At 60.9% G+C, this 18,201-nt stretch carries 19 protein-coding genes and 2 pseudogenes; 11 read left to right on the top strand and 10 right to left on the bottom strand.

The genetic code is table 11. The annotated features are described in order from the left end of the window. Positions 1-91 precede the first annotated feature (91 nt). The 10 genes and pseudogenes from thpR to WE862_RS00400 all read left to right on the top strand — a co-directional run bounded on the left by thpR (position 92) and on the right by WE862_RS00400 (position 9,298). A complete protein-coding gene (thpR, locus tag WE862_RS00445; protein ID WP_042030527.1) occupies positions 92-664 on the top strand; it encodes an RNA 2',3'-cyclic phosphodiesterase in 573 nt (190 codons plus the stop codon). Then, positions 661-1,403: pseudogene (gene sfsA, locus WE862_RS00440) on the top strand (DNA/RNA nuclease SfsA). Before thpR ends, sfsA begins: the two are co-directional and overlap by 4 nt. A 119-nt stretch (positions 1,404-1,522) precedes the next feature. Then, on the top strand, positions 1,523-1,972 hold the full coding sequence (gene dksA / locus WE862_RS00435; protein WP_005335644.1) for an RNA polymerase-binding protein DksA: 450 nt from the start codon (positions 1,523-1,525) through the stop codon (positions 1,970-1,972). Positions 1,973-2,095: 123 nt separating this feature from the next. Then, positions 2,096-3,004, top strand: a complete 909-nt coding sequence (gene gluQRS / locus WE862_RS00430) for a tRNA glutamyl-Q(34) synthetase GluQRS (protein WP_042030528.1) — start codon at positions 2,096-2,098, stop codon at positions 3,002-3,004. A 634-nt stretch (positions 3,005-3,638) separates the two neighbouring features. Continuing rightward, a complete protein-coding gene (gene pcnB, locus WE862_RS00425; protein WP_042030453.1) occupies positions 3,639-5,129 on the top strand; it encodes a polynucleotide adenylyltransferase PcnB in 1,491 nt (496 codons plus the stop codon). Between the two features lie 11 nt (positions 5,130-5,140). Further along, positions 5,141-5,650, top strand: a complete 510-nt coding sequence (gene folK / locus WE862_RS00420) for a 2-amino-4-hydroxy-6-hydroxymethyldihydropteridine diphosphokinase (RefSeq protein WP_042030454.1) — start codon at positions 5,141-5,143, stop codon at positions 5,648-5,650. Beyond that, a complete protein-coding gene (panB, locus tag WE862_RS00415; RefSeq protein WP_042030455.1) occupies positions 5,647-6,441 on the top strand; it encodes a 3-methyl-2-oxobutanoate hydroxymethyltransferase in 795 nt (264 codons plus the stop codon). The genes folK and panB overlap by 4 nt, the downstream gene beginning before the upstream one ends. A 104-nt stretch (positions 6,442-6,545) precedes the next feature. Next, positions 6,546-7,403 carry a pantoate--beta-alanine ligase gene (gene panC / locus WE862_RS00410; protein WP_042030457.1) on the top strand — a complete coding sequence of 286 codons (858 nt, stop codon included), beginning with the start codon at positions 6,546-6,548 and terminating at the stop codon, positions 7,401-7,403. A gap of 24 nt (positions 7,404-7,427) precedes the next feature. Then, positions 7,428-7,778: a putative quinol monooxygenase gene (locus WE862_RS00405; protein ID WP_041210222.1), complete on the top strand. Its 351-nt coding sequence runs from the start codon at positions 7,428-7,430 to the stop codon at positions 7,776-7,778. 152 nt (positions 7,779-7,930) lie between these two features. Then, complete coding sequence (locus WE862_RS00400; RefSeq protein WP_042030459.1) at positions 7,931-9,298, top strand: cation:dicarboxylate symporter family transporter; 1,368 nt, start codon at positions 7,931-7,933, stop codon at positions 9,296-9,298. Positions 9,299-9,362: 64 nt separating this feature from the next. Here WE862_RS00400 and WE862_RS00395 read toward each other — a convergent pair. From WE862_RS00395 to hpt, 8 genes and pseudogenes are all read right to left on the bottom strand, one after another. After that, a pseudogene (locus tag WE862_RS00395) lies at positions 9,363-9,889 on the bottom strand (rhodanese-like domain-containing protein). A 4-nt stretch (positions 9,890-9,893) separates the two neighbouring features. Beyond that, complete coding sequence (locus tag WE862_RS00390) at positions 9,894-10,313, bottom strand: MauE/DoxX family redox-associated membrane protein (protein WP_042030460.1); 420 nt, start codon at positions 10,311-10,313, stop codon at positions 9,894-9,896. A gap of 14 nt (positions 10,314-10,327) precedes the next feature. Next, positions 10,328-10,636, bottom strand: coding sequence for a DUF3343 domain-containing protein (locus WE862_RS00385; protein ID WP_042030461.1), 309 nt, complete (start codon positions 10,634-10,636; stop codon positions 10,328-10,330). Next, positions 10,633-11,415, bottom strand: coding sequence for an acyl-CoA dehydratase activase (locus tag WE862_RS00380; RefSeq protein ID WP_042030462.1), 783 nt, complete (start codon positions 11,413-11,415; stop codon positions 10,633-10,635). Before WE862_RS00380 ends, WE862_RS00385 begins: the two co-directional genes overlap by 4 nt. 9 nt (positions 11,416-11,424) lie before the next feature. After that, entirely contained in the window at positions 11,425-12,576 is a 1,152-nt protein-coding gene (locus WE862_RS00375; protein WP_042030464.1) for a double-cubane-cluster-containing anaerobic reductase, read from the bottom strand. A gap of 226 nt (positions 12,577-12,802) precedes the next feature. Then, the gene (locus WE862_RS00370; protein ID WP_042030465.1) at positions 12,803-13,576 is read right to left on the bottom strand and encodes an ABC transporter permease; all 774 of its coding nucleotides are present in this window, start codon (positions 13,574-13,576) and stop codon (positions 12,803-12,805) included. Next, positions 13,573-14,490: an ABC transporter ATP-binding protein gene (locus WE862_RS00365; protein WP_042030466.1), complete on the bottom strand. Its 918-nt coding sequence runs from the start codon at positions 14,488-14,490 to the stop codon at positions 13,573-13,575. Before WE862_RS00365 ends, WE862_RS00370 begins: the two co-directional genes overlap by 4 nt. A gap of 108 nt (positions 14,491-14,598) precedes the next feature. Next, entirely contained in the window at positions 14,599-15,129 is a 531-nt protein-coding gene (gene hpt / locus WE862_RS00360; protein ID WP_005343302.1) for a hypoxanthine phosphoribosyltransferase, read from the bottom strand. Positions 15,130-15,330: 201 nt separating this feature from the next. Here hpt and WE862_RS00355 point away from each other — a divergent pair, with 201 nt between their 5' ends. Then, complete coding sequence (locus tag WE862_RS00355) at positions 15,331-15,945, top strand: TetR/AcrR family transcriptional regulator (protein WP_041210213.1); 615 nt, start codon at positions 15,331-15,333, stop codon at positions 15,943-15,945. A 68-nt stretch (positions 15,946-16,013) separates the two neighbouring features. On the opposite strand, the gene WE862_RS00350 is transcribed toward WE862_RS00355, so the two are convergent. Continuing rightward, on the bottom strand, positions 16,014-16,625 hold the full coding sequence (locus tag WE862_RS00350; protein WP_042030468.1) for a flavin prenyltransferase UbiX: 612 nt from the start codon (positions 16,623-16,625) through the stop codon (positions 16,014-16,016). Further along, positions 16,622-17,992, bottom strand: a complete 1,371-nt coding sequence (gene mpl, locus WE862_RS00345) for a UDP-N-acetylmuramate:L-alanyl-gamma-D-glutamyl-meso-diaminopimelate ligase (RefSeq protein ID WP_042030470.1) — start codon at positions 17,990-17,992, stop codon at positions 16,622-16,624. The genes WE862_RS00350 and mpl overlap by 4 nt, the downstream gene beginning before the upstream one ends. Positions 17,993-18,201: the final 209 nt, after the last annotated feature.

Genomic DNA, 18,201 nt, shown 5'->3' with positions numbered 1-18,201 from the left:
GATGGCCCTCGGCCCGGATGGCGAGACAGGAGGAGATGGCTGCCATAGAATGGGCCACCCTCTCTGTCTGGATAAAGGCATCTTCACCCGAATGGCCAAACTCTTCTTTGCCCTGCCCGTCGGGGAGCTCGCTCCCGAACTCATCAGCTGGCGTGATCAACGCCCCTGGCCCGGTCAGCCGGTGCCGCAAGCCAATCTTCACCTGACCCTCGCCTTCCTCGGTGAAGCGGACGAGGTGACCACCCGCCGCCTGATCGCCGCCGTTGAGCGCCAGCACTGTCCGCCGCTCACCATCCGGCTGGACGAGACCGGTTGGTTCAGCCGCGCCAAGGCTGGCTGGATTGGCCCGAAGGAGTGGCCCAACGAGCTGACCGTGTTGGCGAAGGCGCTGCGTCGTCACGGCGAGAAGCTGGGGCTTGGCAATGGCGAACAGGGTTATCGCCCTCACGTCACCCTGTCGCGCAAGGCGGGCGAGGCGCCAGCCACCCTGCCGGCCCCCGATTTTCTGCTCAAGGCCGATCAATTTTGTCTCTATGAGTCGATCTCGACTCCGGACGGGGTGCGCTACCAGCCGCTCGCCTGCTGGCCGCTGCGGGCCAGAGCCAGGGATGAGGGGGCTCGGGATGAGTGGGAAAACGAACAGGCGCGGAGGACGAACCCGTGATATTTGATCCGCCGCTGCAATCCGGGCAACTAATCGCCCGCTACAAGCGCTTTCTGACCGATGTCGAACTGGCTAATGGCGAGGTGATCACCATCCACTGCGCCAACACCGGCGCCATGACCGGCTGCGCTGACCCGGGAACCGGGTCTGGTATTCGACCTCCGACAACCCCAAGCGCAAGCTACCCCATAGCTGGGAGATCGCCGAGAGCCCGGCCGGCCACTTTATCTGCGTCAACACGGCGCGCGCCAACCAGATTGCCCGCGAGCTTATCGAGCAGGATGCCATCACACCGCTGTGCGGCTATGCCAGATTGCGCACCGAGGTGAAATATGGCGAAGAGAACAGTCGCATCGACCTCTTGCTGGAAGATGAGAAGAAGGGCAACTGTTACATCGAGGTAAAATCGGTCACCCTGCTCGACGAGCGGGAAGAGGCCGGTATGGGCTACTTCCCCGATGCGGTAACTGCCCGTGGCGCCAAGCATTTACGTGAATTGATGGCCATGAAAGCGGCCGGTCACAGAGCCGTGCTGCTATTTATGGTGTTGCACTCCGGAATAAGCCGGATGCGCCCTGCAGCACACATAGATCCGCACTATAGTCTGCTAATTGAACAGGCAATTGCGGCGGGGGTTGAAATTTTATGCTATCGGCCCCATGTTGGGGTGCAAGGCATGGTGGCACAAGGATTTATCCCGTTTGAATCCAGCCACCTGTTACCCGAGGGGAGTTCATAAATATTGGAGTGGGTAACATTATTGGTACGGCTCGTTTGCTTACCCGTTACCCTTCTGCTATAGATGTCGCCCTCAATTTATGGATGGCACGGGTAGCGTGCTGAATTAGGAGACAGGGCATGCCAACAGGCGAAAACAGGAAATCTCTGGGCCCCCTGGCCATTGCGGGTGTCGCGCCTTACCAGGAAAAGCCGGGTGAGGAGTACATGAATGACCAACAGAAGGCGCATTTTCGCAAGATCCTGGGTGCCTGGCGCAACCAACTGATGCAGGAAGTTGACCGCACCGTTGATCACATGAAGGACGAGGCTGCCAACTTCCCGGATCCCGTGGATCGTGCCGCGCAGGAAGAGGAGTTCGCTCTCGAACTGCGTACCCGCGATCGTGAACGCAAGCTGATCAAGAAGATCGAGAAGACCTTGCAGCTGCTGGAAGATGACGACTTCGGTTACTGCGAGCACTGCGGTATCGAAATCGGTATCCGCCGTCTGGAAGCCCGTCCGACTGCCGACCTCTGTGTCGACTGCAAGACGCTGGCCGAGATCAAGGAAAAGCAGATGGCCGGTTGATACCGACCCGCTGCAATATGAAAAAGGGAGCTTGCGGGCTCCCTTTTTTATTGCGCATTTTTATTGAGCTTTTGGGCGGGGCGTCCCAAAATGCGCCTCACTGAACTGCTTACCCGAACCGTCATGGCTGTGAATACCCCTTCCTCCCCCCAAATTCGCCCCTATGTGGGCCGTTTTGCGCCGTCCCCTTCCGGCCCGCTCCACTTCGGTTCGCTGATTGCGGCTCTCGGCAGCTTTTTGCAGGCCAGAGCGCAACAGGGGCGCTGGCTGGTGCGCATCGAGGATATCGATCCGCCGCGGGAGATGGCGGGGGCGGCCGACCTTATTCTCAAGACCCTTGAGGCATACGGTCTTGAGTGGGATGGCGAGGTGATGTTCCAGAGCGCGCGCCACGGCCGCTATGACGAGATCATCGACCAGCTCTACCGGGCCGGCGATCTCTACTGGTGCCGCTGTACCCGGCGCGAAATCATGGCAAGCGGCGGCTTTTACAATGGCCACTGCCGCACCCTGGGGCTGACGGCAGAGGGCTCTGCCGCCCGCTTGCGCCAGCACCATCCGGTCTACCACTTCGATGACCGCTTGCAGGGCCATATCGCGGTACCGGCGGCGCTCGCCGAGGAGGATTTCATTATCCGTCGCCGCGACGGGCTCTACGCCTACAACCTGGCGGTGGTGGTGGATGATATGGACAGCGGCATCACCGAGATAGTGCGCGGTGCCGACCTGCTGGAGCCGACGGTGCGCCAGATTGCCCTCTACCAGACCCTGGGGGCTGCGGTGCCGGACTGGGTGCATCTGCCGCTGGCGGTGCAGGCCGACGGCAACAAGCTCTCCAAGCAGAACCATGCGCCGGCGCTGGCGCTGGATGAGGTGCGCCCGGCCCTGTGGCAGGCGCTGCACTTCCTCGGTCAGTGTCCGCCGCCGGAGCTGATGGCAAGCCGGATCGACGAGATCATCAGCTGGGGCATCGCCAACTGGCAGCTGGCCCGGGTGCCCGCCAGCGAGAAGATCCCGTTGGTTGCCGGCTAAATCTGGCAGCCAAAGCCAAAAGCAAGGTGACAAGGCGAAGTGCTGCTCGAGTCGGCTTGAGCGGATCGGGCGCAGGCTTTCGAGAGCAGGCAAGAGAGAACAACGGACCCTGCGCCGGGGATCCGGTTCGGTATAAGGTTGAATTGGGTCATTTCCCGAAAAGCCATAAATTAAATTTATAGTGGCGGGGTTGGCACCATAGCCGCCTTGTTGCCGTGCCGACAGGCGCTAAAAGGGCAATGGCCGGTTTGTAAGAGCGAATTCCTTCGAACAGGGCGCTTTTTTAGCGGCAACGCCGATTCAAACGGGATCAATTGCCGTCACGGTTTTTCATTTGGTCAGGTGTGAGCTATCGGAATAGACCGCTATTTTTTCCGGCAACGCCGATTCAAACGGGATCAATTGCCGTCACGGTTTTTCATTTGGTCAGGTGTGAGCTATCGGAATAGACCGCTATTTTTTCCGGCAACGCCGATTCAAACGGGATCAATTGCCGTCACGGTTTTTCATTTGGTCAGGCGTGAGCTATCGGAATAGACCGCTATTTTTTCCGGCAACACCGATTCAAACGGGATCAATTGCCGTCACGGTTTTTCATTTGGTTAGGCGTGAGCTATGATAGGCCGCTATTTTTTTGGCCTCCCGTCAATTTGAAGTCATAACGAGGTGTACCATTTTTTCCCAGATCGCAAACTTTTGCCGCAAAGTGCTCGGCAAGGATGAGGGCGAGCAGTCGGCGGAGTCCCCCATTCCGGCCCGTGTTGCCGGACAACGTCGAACCCTGAGTCGTGACCAGCACCCGATTTCGCGCAAAGAGATCAGCGAGAATGCACTCAAGGTGCTCTATCGCCTGAACAAGGGCGGCTACGAAGCCTACCTGGTCGGCGGCGGAGTCCGGGATCTGCTGCTCGGGAAGACGCCCAAGGATTTCGACATCGCCACCGATGCGACGCCGGAGCAGATCAAGGCGCTGTTCAGCAACTGCCGCCTGATTGGCCGCCGCTTCCGCCTGGCCCACATTGTGTTTGGTCGTGACGTGATCGAAGTGGCCACCTTCCGCGGTCACCACCATCAGGTCAATACCAGCAAACATGTGTCGGCCCAGTCCGATGAAGGCATGCTGCTGCGCGACAACGTCTACGGCACCATCGAAGAGGATGCCGAGCGCCGTGACTTTACCGTTAACGCCCTCTACTACAGCGCCAAGGATTTCACCCTGCACGATTTCGAGGGCGGGCTGGAAGATTTGGCCGAGCGCAAGCTGGAGCTGATTGGCGATCCCGAAACCCGCTACCGCGAAGATCCGGTGCGGATGCTGCGCGCCGTGCGTTTCGCCGCCAAGCTCGACATGACCATCAGCCCGCGCACCGCAGCCCCCATCAGGGAGCTGGCGCCGCTGCTGCAGGATATTCCGGCTGCCCGCCTGTTTGAGGAGACCCTCAAGCTGTTCCTGGCTGGCGATGCCCTGACTACCTACAAGCTGCTGCGCGAGTACGGCCTGTTCCAGCAGCTCTTCCCGCAAGTGGCTGCACTGTTTACCCCGCACGGCAATTCGCCTTGCGAGCAGTTTATCGAGCAGGCGCTGATCGATACCGATACTCGCGTTCGTGAAGATAAACGCGTCACCCCCGCCTTCCTCTACGCCACCCTGCTGTGGGGCTGCGTCGAGGCCCGTGGTCGGGTGCTGGAGAACGAGAGCGGCCTGCCCTGGTATGACGCCTTCATGCTGGCGATCAACGAGGTGCTCGACAATCAGGTGCGGATCATCGCCGTTCCCCGCCGTTTCACGACAGATGTCCGCGATATCTGGGCACTGCAACAGCGGTTGACCCGTCGTCAGGGCAAGCACCCCGAGCGCGCCATGGAGCACCCCAAGTTCCGCGCGGCGTTCGACTTCCTGTTGCTGCGCAACCGGGTCGAGCGCGGTCTCGGCGAGCTGGCCAGCTGGTGGGAGCGCTATGTTGCTTCCAATCCGGATGTGCGCCCGCAGCTGCAACGGGAAGCGACCCGTCGCCCGGCCAGCGGTGAGCGCGGTGAGAGCCGTAGCCACGATGGCGAGAAGCGCAGCAGCAACAGCCGCAATCGCCGCCGCCCGCGCCGTCGCAAGCCGAAAGCGGCCGAGTGATCACAGACGTGATGACCGAGGTCTTCATCGCCATTGGTTCCAACCTGTCTGACCCGCTCGGTCAGGCGCGCCGCGCGGTCGCCGCGCTGGCGACCTTGCCGGAATCTGTGCTGGTGCAGGCCTCGTCGTTTTACAGCAGCCGCCCCATGGGGCCTGCTGATCAGCCGGACTACGTCAATGCCGTGGCCCGGCTCAACACCCGGCTGACGCCGCTGGCGCTGCTGGATCAACTACAAAAAATCGAGCTGGAACAGGGACGTGTGCGCAAAGAGGAGCGGTGGGGGCCGAGAACCCTGGATCTCGATCTGCTGCTCTTTGGCGATCAGGTGATCAACCACGAGCGCCTGATCGTTCCCCATTACGGCATGAAGGAGCGGGAGTTCGTGCTGCTGCCCCTGGCCGAAATCGCGCCCGCTCTGGTGCTGCCCTGCGGCACCCCGCTCGCACAACTGGTTGCCCGCTGCCCGGGCAATGATCTCGCCATCATTGCGCCGAGTGCAGACGTACAGGAGCCTTTATGAGCAAGATCACCACCGCCAGCCTGCTGAAGATGAAGCAGGATGGTCAAAAGTTCACCGCCATCACCGCCTATGATGCCACTTTTGCCAAGTTGTTCGATGACGAGGGGGCCCATGTGCTGCTCATCGGCGATTCGCTGGGCATGGTGCTGCAAGGGGGTCAGGATACCCTGGCGGTCAACATGGATGAGATGGTCTATCACACCCGCTGTGTGGCTCGCGGTGCCAGCAATGCGCTGATCATCGCCGACATGCCCTTCATGAGTTACGCCACCCCCGAGCAGACTTACCAGAACGCCGCCCGCCTGATGGCAGCCGGTGCCCGCATGGTCAAGATGGAAGGGGGCGACTGGCTCTGCGACTCCATCCGCCATCTCACCCGCAACGGGGTGCCGGTGTGCGGTCACCTCGGCCTCACCCCGCAATCCGTCCACGTCTTTGGCGGCTTCAAGGTGCAGGGGCGCGACGAGTTTCAGGCCCAGGAGATCTACCGTCAGGCCCTCGAGCTGCAGGCGGCCGGTATCCAGCTGTTGGTGCTCGAGTGCGTACCCAGTGCGCTGGCCGAGCGGATCAGCAAGGCGCTGCGCATCCCGGTGATCGGCATCGGTGCCGGCCCCGCGACCGATGGTCAGATTCTGGTGATGCACGACGCCTTTGGCGTCACCTCCGGCTATGTGCCCAAGTTCACCAAGAACTTTCTGGCCGAGACCGGCGACGTGCGTGCCGCCGTGCGCCTCTATGTGCAGCAGGTGAGCGAGGGGAGCTTCCCCGGCCCGGAACACTGCTTCAACTGATGTGATGCCCTATCGATGAGAGCGGGGGCCAGTGCCCCCGTTTCGTCATCCTGTCAGGCTGATGTAACCCGTATCTTTTTGATTCATCTGAAGGTGAACTGCCGATGTTGGTTGTTAACAATCCTGCCGCTCTGCGTGAGCAGATCTCTCAATGGCGCCGTGAAGGGCGTGCCATCGCATTCGTGCCCACCATGGGCAATCTGCATCAGGGCCACCTGACGCTGGTGAAGGAGGCGCACAGCCACGCCGAAAAGGTGGTGGTCAGCATCTTCGTCAACCCTATGCAGTTCGACAAGGCCGAGGATCTTGCCAACTACCCGCGCACTCTGGAGCAGGATTGCGCTGCGCTGGAAGCTGCCGGGGTCGATATGGTGTTCACCCCGACCCCGGAGATCATGTATCCGCAGGGGCTGGCCAGCCAGACCTTCGTCGAGGTGCCGGGTCTCTCCAATCTGCTGGAGGGGGCGCTGCGTCCGGGTCACTTCCGCGGGGTCAGCACTGTCGTCACCAAGCTGTTCAATCTGGTTCAGCCGGATGTGGCCTGCTTTGGCCAGAAGGATTACCAGCAGCTGGCGCTCATTCGCAAGATGGTGGCCGACATGGCGATGCCCATCGAGATCGTCGGCGTGCCCACCGTGCGGGCCGAAGACGGGCTGGCGCTCTCTTCGCGCAACGGTTACCTGACCGCCACCGAGCGGGCCATTGCCCCCGAGCTGGCGCGCACCATGAACTGGATCGCCGAGCAGATCGAAGCGGGTGATCACCACTTGCCGTCGCTGGTGGCGCAGGCCAGCCAGCGCCTCGACAACGCCGGTTTTCGCACCGATGCCATCGACATCGTCGATGCTGCCAACCTCGAAGCGGCTACCGACGAGAGCGAGCAGCTGGTGATCCTGATGGCTGCTTATCTCGGCAAGGCCCGTCTTATCGACAACCGGGTGGTCACGCTACAGCAAGCCTGAGCGAGTCGCCCACAGGAGGATCTCATGTCCAAGAAGGTTTATTGCATCGCCCAATTCCTGCCGAAAGCCGGTCAGGAGCAGGCCCTGTTTCAGGTGTTGCAGGCACTCGAGCCCAACACCCTGCGTGAGGATGGCTGCCTGCAATATCGGGTAACCCGCCACATCGCCAGCCCGTTTGCCGAGGGGGAGAGCTTCCCCATCGTGTTCAACGAGATTTGGCAAGATATGGCCTCTTTCGAGGCGCACTGCCAGCGCGCCGAGATCAAGGCTTTCTTCGAGCGTTACTGTCTGGCCGACGATGGCCTGGCTGCCAAGTGGAACGTCTGCGTCTATAGCGACGAACCTGAACAGTACGACGCCCCCGTAAAGAAGTAATTCCCCCGATTGTCAGCGGACGCCTTCCCGGGCGTCCGCTGCTTTTTCACGCCTGCACTCTCCTGCATCCCGGCGTTTTGTTCTGCGGCCCTGCCCGCATCCTCCTTTGTTTCAATCCACTCTCGGCCTGATGGCCGCTACAGGTATTCATGATGTTTGTCCTGATTGCATCGCTTGTTTTCTGTCTGCTCTGTTTTGCTCTCACCCGGTTACCCTCCGGGTTGCCGCTCTCGCGCAAGGTGCTTGCGGGTCTGCTGTTTGGCGCCCTGTTCGGGCTGGCTCTGCAACTGGGCTGGGGTGCCGATGATGCCGGCGTCCAGCAGACCCTGGAGTGGGTCAATATCATCGGCGGCGGCTATGTCAGCCTGCTCAAGGTGGTGATGATGCCGCTGGTGTTCACCTCGATCCTTTCTGCAATCAACAAGCTGGAGCAGGCCCAGTCCCTCGGCAAGATCAGCGCCGTGCTGATCGGCTCCATGCTGACGCTGGTGATGATCGCCGGTGTGGTGGGGATGACGGTGACCCATCTGAGTGGTCTCACTGCCGAGGGGCTGCTGAGCCACGGCAGCGACACGGCTGCGCTGCAACAGAGCATGAGTACCATCGACAGTGCCCAGACCCTGCCGGCCCTGCTGCTCTCGCTGGTGCCCACCAACTTTGCCGCCGATATGGCGGGTAGCCGCGGTCTCTCGGTGATCGGGGTGGTGATCTTCACCGTGCTGGCCGGGGTTGCCCTGCTGCAGTTGAAGGCGGAGCATCCAGAGGCTGGTGCTCGCGCCGCCGTGGCCATCGACACCCTGCAACTGTGGGTGATGAAAATGGTGCGGGTGGTGATTGCGCTCACCCCCTATGGCGTGATGGCGCTGATCGCCCGGGTGGTGGCCCACTATCCGCTGAGCGAGATCCTCAGCCTGCTCGGCTTTATTCTGGTCTGCTACGTCGCCATTCTGGCGATGTTTGCCGTGCACATGGTGATCCTGCTGCTGATCGGCCAGAACCCGCTGCACTATCTGCGGGAAGTGTGGGGCGTGCTCACCTTCGCCTTTATCTCCCGCAGCAGCGCGGCGTCCATTCCGCTCAGCATCGAGACCCAGCAGCGTCTTGGGGTGCCCTCCAGCATCGCCAACTTTGCCGCCTCGTTCGGTGCCAACCTCGGCCAGAACGGCTGCGCCGGTATCTATCCGGCCATGATGGTGGCGATGATTGCCCCCATGCTCGGTATCAACCCGTTTGATCCCCTGTTCTTGCTGACTTTGCTGCCGGTGATTGCGCTGGGCTCCATCGGGGTGGCTGGCGTCGGCGGTGGCGGCACCTTCGCCGCGCTGATCGTGCTCTCCACCCTCAACTTCCCCATCGCGCTGGTGGGGGTGATGATCGCCATCGAGCCGCTGGTGGACATGGGCCGTACCGCTCTCAACGTCAACGGCTCCATCATGGCGGCGATGATCACCAAGCGCCTGCTTGGCGAACAGGCGCAGAGCGATGTCGCACAAGGCGAAGCGTCCCGAGTCGCCAGCTGACTGCCAGCATCGAAATGAGAGAAGCCCGCAGTTGCGGGCTTCTTTTTTGGGGCGAAAGGTCGGGTTACTCGGCCGTGACGGGGTAGCCGGCGCCTTTCCAGGCGAAGATGCCACCCGGCACCCGATAGACCTGTTGATAGCCCTGATTGACAGCCCAGGCGGCGGCGTTGTGGCTGCGGCCGCACTTGACGAAGCCGCAGTAGATCACCACGGGGCGAGCTTTGTCTTCACCCAGCAGCGCCTGGAACTGCTCCGGTGTACCGCTTCCCTCGACAATCTCGCTCCAGTTGTCGCCCGCTTTCGCCTCTTTCACGAAGGCAAAGTTCTTGGCGCCCGGGATGTGCTCCTTCTTGTAGGAGTCCTCATAGGGCATGGTGTCGATGATCACCAGCTCCTCGCCCTTGTCCATCCGGGTTTTCAGCTCGGCCACGGTCAGCAGCTGATAGCCCCCTGCTGCGCCTCCTGTGCCAGCTGCACAGCCGATTGCTCAAGCTTCACCTCCTGCTCGAACTGGTTGTCGCCACAGCCCGCGAGGGCAAAGCTGGCGGCGATCAGCGAGGCCAGCAGAGTGCGGGATCGCAATGTCATCATGTCACTACTCCTTTAGTACGGGAAAAACGGGGCGGGAAGTTCGCAGCAGGGCGCCCGCAAGCGTCAGTAGCAGCAGATCCCGCACAATGGCCTCCGGCAACGAGCTGAGATCAGCCCTGCCCAGACAGCCGCAAGAGATGTCGAGCCCGATGGCAACGCCATAGCCCAACACCGGAATAAACAGGGCGAGCAGCCCGATCACCAGCCACAATCCCCAGCGCCGGTTGGCGATGACTGCAAGCCCGGCGCATAGCTCAAGGGCAATCAGCCCCCAGGCGGCGAGTGGAAGCAACGGTGGCCAGATCAGGCCAAAGGCGCCGATCTGATCGATGAACAGGGCGGGGGAGGCCAGCTTGAACCCGGCGGAGGCGAGGAAGAATCCCCCCAGCGCCAGATTGGCCAGCATGCGCAGATAAACGGCCATGGGATAGCTCTTTATCATCCATGACTCCGACTGCCAGCCACAGGCGTTTGCTTCGCCATGTCCTGACTATCGGCCGGATAGCGGGCCAGCTCCTGATAGTCGCCGTCCGCTTCGCAGCGAAAGACGGCGGCGGTTTCGCCGTGCTGGCACCACTGTTGCCACTCGTCTGGCAGACAGTGGAGGCGAATGGCGAGGCCACAGCCGGCGCTAAGCAGGCGCGGCACGTCGCAGACCCGAAACGACTGACCGTGCTGCTCCAGCCGCTTGCGCAGTCTGACTGTGCCGAGGGTGGAGTGGAACAGGTAGAGAAACTCCTGATTCATGATTTGCCTCCCGTGCTGGCTCGGGCACCGAACAGGGCGGCCCCCAACGCACCGGCAAACTGGGCGTCCGGATGGGTGGCCACGTCGCAGCCCAACCCTTCGGCCAGATAGTGGCGGAAGGTGGCGCAGTGGCTGACGCCGCCGGTAAAGAGCACGCTCGGTCTGGCGCCGAGGCGGCCGATAAAGTTGGCACTGCGCCGGGCCATAGAGCGGACGATGCCGGCCAGGATCGACTCGGCGGGAATGCCCGCCGAGCGCAGGCTGATCGCCTCCGATTCGGCAAACACGGTGCACATGCTGCTGATATCGTGGGGCTCTGCGCCCTCCAACAGCTCGTCGATTTGCTCGACCCGAGCTCCCAGAGTACGGGTGATCACCTCGAGAAAGCGACCGGTACCGGCGGCGCACTTGTCGTTCATCAAAAAGTCGGTGAGGTTGCCGTCGCTATCGAGCTGGATCACCTTGCTGTCCTGCCCGCCGATGTCGATGACGGTGTGTACCGACGGGCAGAGCAGGCGAGCCCCCAGCCCATGGCAGGAGATCTCGGTAACCCGGCGATCGGCGAACGACGCCAGATCCCGGCCATAGCCGGTCAGGGTCAGGTGGGGGCGCTCTGGCAAATCGGCCGAGAGCTCCTCCCAGCCTTGCTCGATGGCAGCCAGCGGACGAAAGGGGGTCGGCACCAGAAAACGGCGGACGATGCGCCCGCCATCCCGGCTGTCGAACAGGATCCCCTTGGTCGCGGTGGAGCCCGAGTCAATCCCGATGGAGAGTGACACGGCGCCTCCTCACAGCATTTCGATAAAGGCGGCCAGCCGGGTGGCCAGTTGTCCCTTGTCGGCGCTGGAGTAGTCGGTCTCGACCGCCATGTAGGGGATGCCGTGGCGATCGCGCACGTGACGCTTGATGGCGAGCGACTCTACCGCATAGGTGTGGCAGGCCTGCAGGATCACATCGATCACCCCGTCTGCCTGATACTCCTCCACCATCTGGCTCAGCAGATTCATGCGCTGGTGGTTGGGGGAGATGCAGGAGCAGCCGATGGCCAGATACTTGTCGGTCAGCGCATCGAACGGGTCACCCTCTTCGCTGACGCACTGCTCGGTTGCCTTGGCGCCAGTGCAGTTCTCGTAGCCCACCACCCAGCCACCGTGCTCCTCGATGAGGCGCACCACCTTGTCGGCGGCGCCGCCGATGGGACAGCCGGTGATGAGGATGCGCGGACGGGCATCGAGCCGTTTGCCGTCGGCGTACTCGGCCTTGATGCGGCGGGTCATCTCCTGCAGCTCGCTGATGAGCTGCTCCTTGTCGAAGCGGAAGGTGGCGCCATAGACCACCTTGAGCAGGTCGGTGCCGCTCAGCGCCGGCGGGTTGAGCTGACCCAGCCGGTAGAAATCGGCCAGCGCGCGGCGCTCGCGGTTCTTCAGCACGATGGCGTCGCGCAGCGCCTGCTCGTTGATGGGCTTGCCGAACTGCTGCTCCAGCAACTCCTTGAAGCGGACAATCTCGCTGCGCCACAGGGTGCGGGAGGCCTCGTCATCGGCGCGGTTGGGCAACTGCATCACATGCACCGGTTTGAACTCGGCCATGTACTCGTACATCTTCTTCTTGCCGTCGCAGGTGGTTTCACCTACCACCAGATCGGAGAAGTAGAAGTAGGGGCACTTGTCGGTCTTGCCGAACCCGTAGCTGCTCTTGATCAGCGGGCAGAGGTTGCGGGGCAGGTCTTTCTCGGCCTCCTCGATGGTCTCGTCGCTGGTGGAGCAGAGCGAGACCACCACGGCGCCGGCGGCCATCGCCACCTCCTGCGGCATAAAGGTGCAGTAGGTGCCGACTAGGGGGATCTGTCGCTCCTTGAGTGCCATCACAGCCAGAAAGCCCTGACGACGGGCATCTGAAAAACTATCGAAAATGGCTGGCAACTCGGTGATAAGTGACATAGGCGATCCTGCCCTGATGAGAGAAATGAAGAGACAGATGCTCCATCAATGACGGCACATCCAACCGCGAGAATTATACCTTTGGGGGTAATTCGAAAATTGCGGTGGATCACAAGGTGTCAGGTAAAGCCTTAATAACAGGCAGGTTATTGCGAAGGGGGCTGGCAGGTTTAAGGGGCTACAGGGGGAATAAAAAAAGGGCACCGCGAGGTGCCCGTTCTGGTCATCAGTGGCGCAGACCGGTGCCGCGCGAGATAAGCCACCAGGCCAGAGCGTAGAGAGCCACGATGAAGCCGATGATGATGAGGTAGGCGGTGCCGAGCGGCACGTCGGAGATACCGAGGAAGCCGTAACGGAACGCGTTCACCATGTAGATGATGGGGTTCACCTGGGAGACCCCCTGCCAGAAGGGGGGCAGCAGGCTGATGGAGTAGAACACTCCGCCCAGATAGGTGAGCGGCGTCAGCACGAAGGTGGGGATGATGCTGATGTCGTCGAAAGTTTTGGCAAACACCGCGTTGATGAGGCCACCCAGCGAGAAGAGGATGGCGGTCAGCAGCACGGTGACGCAGACGCTGAACAGGTGGTGGATCTGCAGCGGCACGAAGAAGAGCGACACCAGGGTGACAATGAGGCCGACGCAGAGGCCGCGGGCTACGCCACCGCCCACGTAGCCCGCGATGATGACGTAGTTGGGCACCGGCGCCACCAGCAGCTCCTCGACGTTGCGCTGGAACTTGGCGCTGAAGAAGGAGGAAGCGACGTTGGAGTAGGAGTTGGTGATCACCGACATCATGATGAGGCCGGGCACGATGAACTCCATGTAGGTGAAGCCGCCCATGTCACCGATGCGCGAACCGATCAGGTTGCCGAAGATGACGAAGTAGAGGCTCATGGTGATGGCGGGCGGCACCAGGGTCTGGATCCAGATCCGGGTAAAGCGGCTCACCTCTTTGGCCAGAATGCTCTTGAAGGCGATGTAGTAAGTGGTCAGGTTCATGCTTTTCTCCCCTCTTCGACCAGGGTGACAAACAGCTCTTCCAGCCGGTTGGCCTTGTTGCGCATGCTCAGTACCTGCACCTGCTGGTGTGACAGCTGCTCGAACAGGCTGTTGAGGGACTGGCTCTTGTCGAGATCCACTTCCAGGGTGCGCTCATCTTGCATGCGGCCGTTGAATTCGGGCACGTTTGGTACGGCAGAACCTGGCGCCAGATCGAGCAGGAAGGTCTCGCGGCCCAGCTTGCCCAGCAGGTTTTTCATGCTGGTGTTCTCGATCAGACGGCCCTTGTCGATGATGCCGATGTTGCGGCAGAGCATCTCCGCCTCTTCCAGATAGTGGGTGGTGAGGATGATGGTGACCCCCTGCTCGTTGAGATCCTTGAGGAAACTCCACATGGAGCGGCGGATCTCGATATCGACCCCGGCGGTCGGCTCATCGAGGATCAGCAGCTTGGGTTCGTGCATCAGGGCGCGGGCGATCATCAACCGGCGCTTCATGCCGCCGGAGAGGGTGCGGGCCGGCATGTCGCGCTTCTCCCACAAATCGAGCTGGCGCAGGTACTTCTCGGCGCGGATCTTCGCTTCTGCCTTGGGCACGCCGTAGAAGCCGGCCTGATGGGTGACAATCTGGATCACCTTCTCGAACTGGCTGAAGTTGAACTCCTGCGGCACCAGCCCGAGCTGGGCCTTGGCCTCTTCCAGATGGGTATCGATGTCATAACCGAATACCTTCACCTTGCCGCCACTCTTGTTCACCAGCGAGCTGATGACGCCGATGGTGGTGGACTTGCCCGCTCCGTTGGGGCCGAGCAGGGCGAAGAAATCCCCCTGCTTGACGGTGAGATCGATGCCTTTCAGGGCTTCGACGCCCCCCTGATAGGTCTTTTTCAGGCCGCTGATTTCCAGTGCGTTCATTGCAACCTCTAACTGGCTGAACCCGTCTTGATACAGAAAAGGCGGCCGAGGCCGCCTGAGACAGAAAATGGCGCAGCGCCACCTTGTTCGGTATGTTTTTTAACCTTGTTACTCTTGCGGTACCACTTTGCCGATGAAGGGCAGGTTGCGGTACTTCTGCGCGTAGTCGATGCCGCAGCCGACCACGAATTCATCCGGAATGGCAAAGCCGACCCAGTCAACCGGCACCTGCACTTCGCGGCGGGAGGGTTTGTCCAGCAGGGTGCAGATGGCGAGGGATTTCGGCTCGCGCAGGGAGAGGATCTCGCGCACCTTGTTGAGGGTGTAGCCGGTATCGATGATGTCTTCGACGATCACCACATCCTTGCCCTTGATGTCGTCATCCAGGTCTTTGAGGATACGCACGTCACGGGTGCTGTGCATGCCGGAGCCATAGCTGGAGGCGGTCATAAAATCCAGGGTGATGGGCAGCTGGCACTGACGGCAGAGGTCAGCCAGGAAGACGCAGGAGCCGCGCAGCAGACCGATCATTACGACTTCGTCGGAACCCTGGTAGCGGGCGGTGATCTCTTCACCCAATTTGGCGATCCGGGCGGCTACTTCAGCCTCGGAGATCATCACCTCGACAGTGTGTTTCATCACTTACTCCCATATGGCCAAAGGGAAACTGGCCGTTCATGAACATCAAAACCGATGATTCTACCACCCGTGTCGAGAGGCGCCATATATACGTGGTGCTTTTATCGGCTTATTTTAATTGATAGAGTTAGCAGGCACTCAGGCATGATTAGTTACAATACTATAAACACCATAATCAATAACTATTAGATGATAAAAACTATGGAACCACGCGCAGAAATAAGACGTCGTACCCGGCTGTCGCCGGAGGCTCGTCGCAATCAACTGATGGAATGTGCCATCGAAGTGTTCTCCCGCCGCGGTATCGGTCGTGCCGGTCACGCCGAAATTGCCGAGCAGGCCAAGGTCTCTGTTGCCACCGTCTTCAACTATTTCAACACCCGCGAGGAGTTGGTAGATGAGGTATTGGCCGAGATCGAACGCTTCGTGAACCTGACGTTGTCGCAGGCATACAGCGGCAATGGTTCAATCTTCGACAAGATCAAGCGCCATGTGAGCTTGTCTGTCGACGCGGCCTACGACCAGCCCGATTACGCAGGTATCTGGCTGGAGTGGAGTTCCTCGGTTCGGGAAGAGGTATGGCCTCGCTATACCCGGCTGCTCGATCAGTGCCTTGAGCTGATCGCCAGCGAGCTGCAAACCGCCATGGATGCAGGGGAGATCACCAGCGTGCTGTCGGCACAGGATCTGGCCCGCTCTCTGACCGGTTTTGGCTATGTGATGATGCAGATGATCAATCAACCTCAGCGCCCGGCGCGCGAAGAGGTGACTGATTTCCTGTTCAAGTACGTGACGGCACCTATTCAGGCTTGCTGATACGGCTTAACGAAAAAAGGCGCCCCTCATCGAGGGGCGCCTTTTTTTATCCGGTTTGTCTGGTCAGCTCAGCCGTGGCCATAGCCCCAGCGGCTGGTCAGCTCATGCTCGACACCCAGATGATCGAGGATGCGGGCGACCATAAAGTCCACCAGATCCGCGATGCTTTTCGGCTCATGATAGAAACCCGGCGCGGCGGGCATGATGGTCACCCCGAGCCGCGCCAGTTTCAGCATGTTCTCCAGATGGATCGCCGAGAAGGGGCTCTCGCGGGGCACCAGAATGAGCTGGCCGCGCTCCTTGATCACTACATCCGCCGCCCGCTCCAGCAGGTTGTCGGAGGTACCGTTGGCAATGGCCGAGACGGTGCCCATGGAGCAGGGGCAGACCACCATCTGCTTGGGGGCCGCCGAGCCGGAGGCCACCGGCGAGAACCACTCCTCCTTGCCGCAGGCGACTATCTGACCCTCTTTGGCGCCATATTGGCGACAGAGATAAGCCGATAGCTCCTTCGGTGAGCCCGGCCACTCCTGCTGCTGCTCGGTCTTGAGTACCACTCGTGCCGCCGATGAGGCGAGCAGGTAGACCCGATAGTCCGCCTGTACCAGACACTCCAGCAGGCGCAGGGCGTAGGGGGCGCCGGAGGCACCGGTCAGCGCCAGGGTGATCGCTTTGTTCATAGTTCGCCGTGGTAATCCTTGAGGCGGGCGATCAGCTTGTCATGAATACCGCCGAAGCCGCCGTTGCTCATGATCAAAATATGGTCGCCATCGCGGCTCTCGGCCACCAGCCGGTTGATCAAGGTCTCCAGATCGTTGAACACCTTGGCGGGTCGGGTCATATGGGCCGTTACCTCGCCGAGATCCCAGCCAATGTTGGGGGGCTGGAAGAAGAACACCTCGTCGGCGCCATCGAAGCAGCCGGCCAGCTCCTCCTTGTGGACACCCAGCTTCATGGTGTTGGAGCGTGGCTCCAGCACTGCCAGAATGCGGGCTTCACCCACCTTGGCGCGCAGACCGCCAAGGGTGGTTTCGATGGCTGTGGGGTGGTGGGCAAAGTCGTCATAGACGCTGATGCCCGCTACCTCGCCTTTGAGCTCCATCCGCCGCTTGGGTGATTTGAACTGGCAGAGCGCCGCAATACCATGCTCCACCATCACGCCGGCATGACGGGCGGCAGCGATGGCCATCAGGCCATTGTTGACGTTGTGCTCGCCGATGCACTCCCAGTGCACTTCGCCCTGTTTTTCGCCATCCAGCCACACCTCGAAGGCGGAGCCGTCATCGGCCAGCTTGACCGCTTTCCACTTGGCGTCGTCCTGACCCACCAGCTCTACCTCGCTCCAGCAGCCCATCTTGCGCACGGCGGTGAGGTTGTCATCCGCCTGCGGGAACAGCACCCGGCCGTTGCTTGGCACGGTGCGCATCAGGTGGTGGAACTGACGTTGGATAGCGGCGAGATCCGGGAAGATATCTGCGTGGTCGAACTCCAGGTTGTTCATCACCAGAGTGCGCGGATGGTAGTGGACGAACTTGGAGCGCTTGTCGAAGAAGGCGCAGTCATACTCGTCCGCTTCGATGACGAAGAAGGGGGCAGAGCCGAGGCGGGCCGAGACCGGGAAGTTGCCCGGCACGCCGCCAATAAGGAAACCGGGCTCCAGCTTGGCGTACTCCAGCACCCAGGCCAGCATGCTGGCGGTGGTGGTTTTGCCGTGGGTGCCTGCAACGGCCAGCACCCAGCGATCTTGCAGCACGTGCTCCAGCAGCCACTGGGGGCCGGAGATGTAGGGCAGATTGCGGTCCAGTACATATTCAACACAGGGGTTACCGCGGCTCATGGCGTTGCCAATCACCACCAGATCCGGCGCCGGATCGAGTTGGGAAGGGTCATAGCCTTCGGTCAGTTCGATGCCCTGTTGCTCGAGCTGGGTGCTCATGGGGGGATAGACGTTGGCGTCCGAGCCGGTCACCCGGTAACCAAGCTGTTTTGCCAACACCGCCAGACCACCCATAAAGGTGCCGCAGATCCCGAGAATGTGAATATGCATACCGCTTCCTTTCGCAGTAAAGGGAAGTGCGCATTCTAGGGTGTGTTGCGGTAGTGGCACAAGCCGCACTCATGGTGAGAGGCCCACAGACCGGGGGGCTGGGAGTAAAACTCAGTAGCCCGAACAGCAATGAAAGAGGAGGGCAAACCATTCGGTTTTATTTGAGGCTTGATTTTGTGTCGCACTTTCTTACAATTCTTCGTTTTTGT

It is taken from the genome of Aeromonas jandaei (genome assembly GCF_037890695.1).
GTDB classification, from domain to species: domain Bacteria; phylum Pseudomonadota; class Gammaproteobacteria; order Enterobacterales; family Aeromonadaceae; genus Aeromonas; species Aeromonas jandaei.
This window is presented reverse-complemented; position numbering and strand designations above follow the sequence as displayed.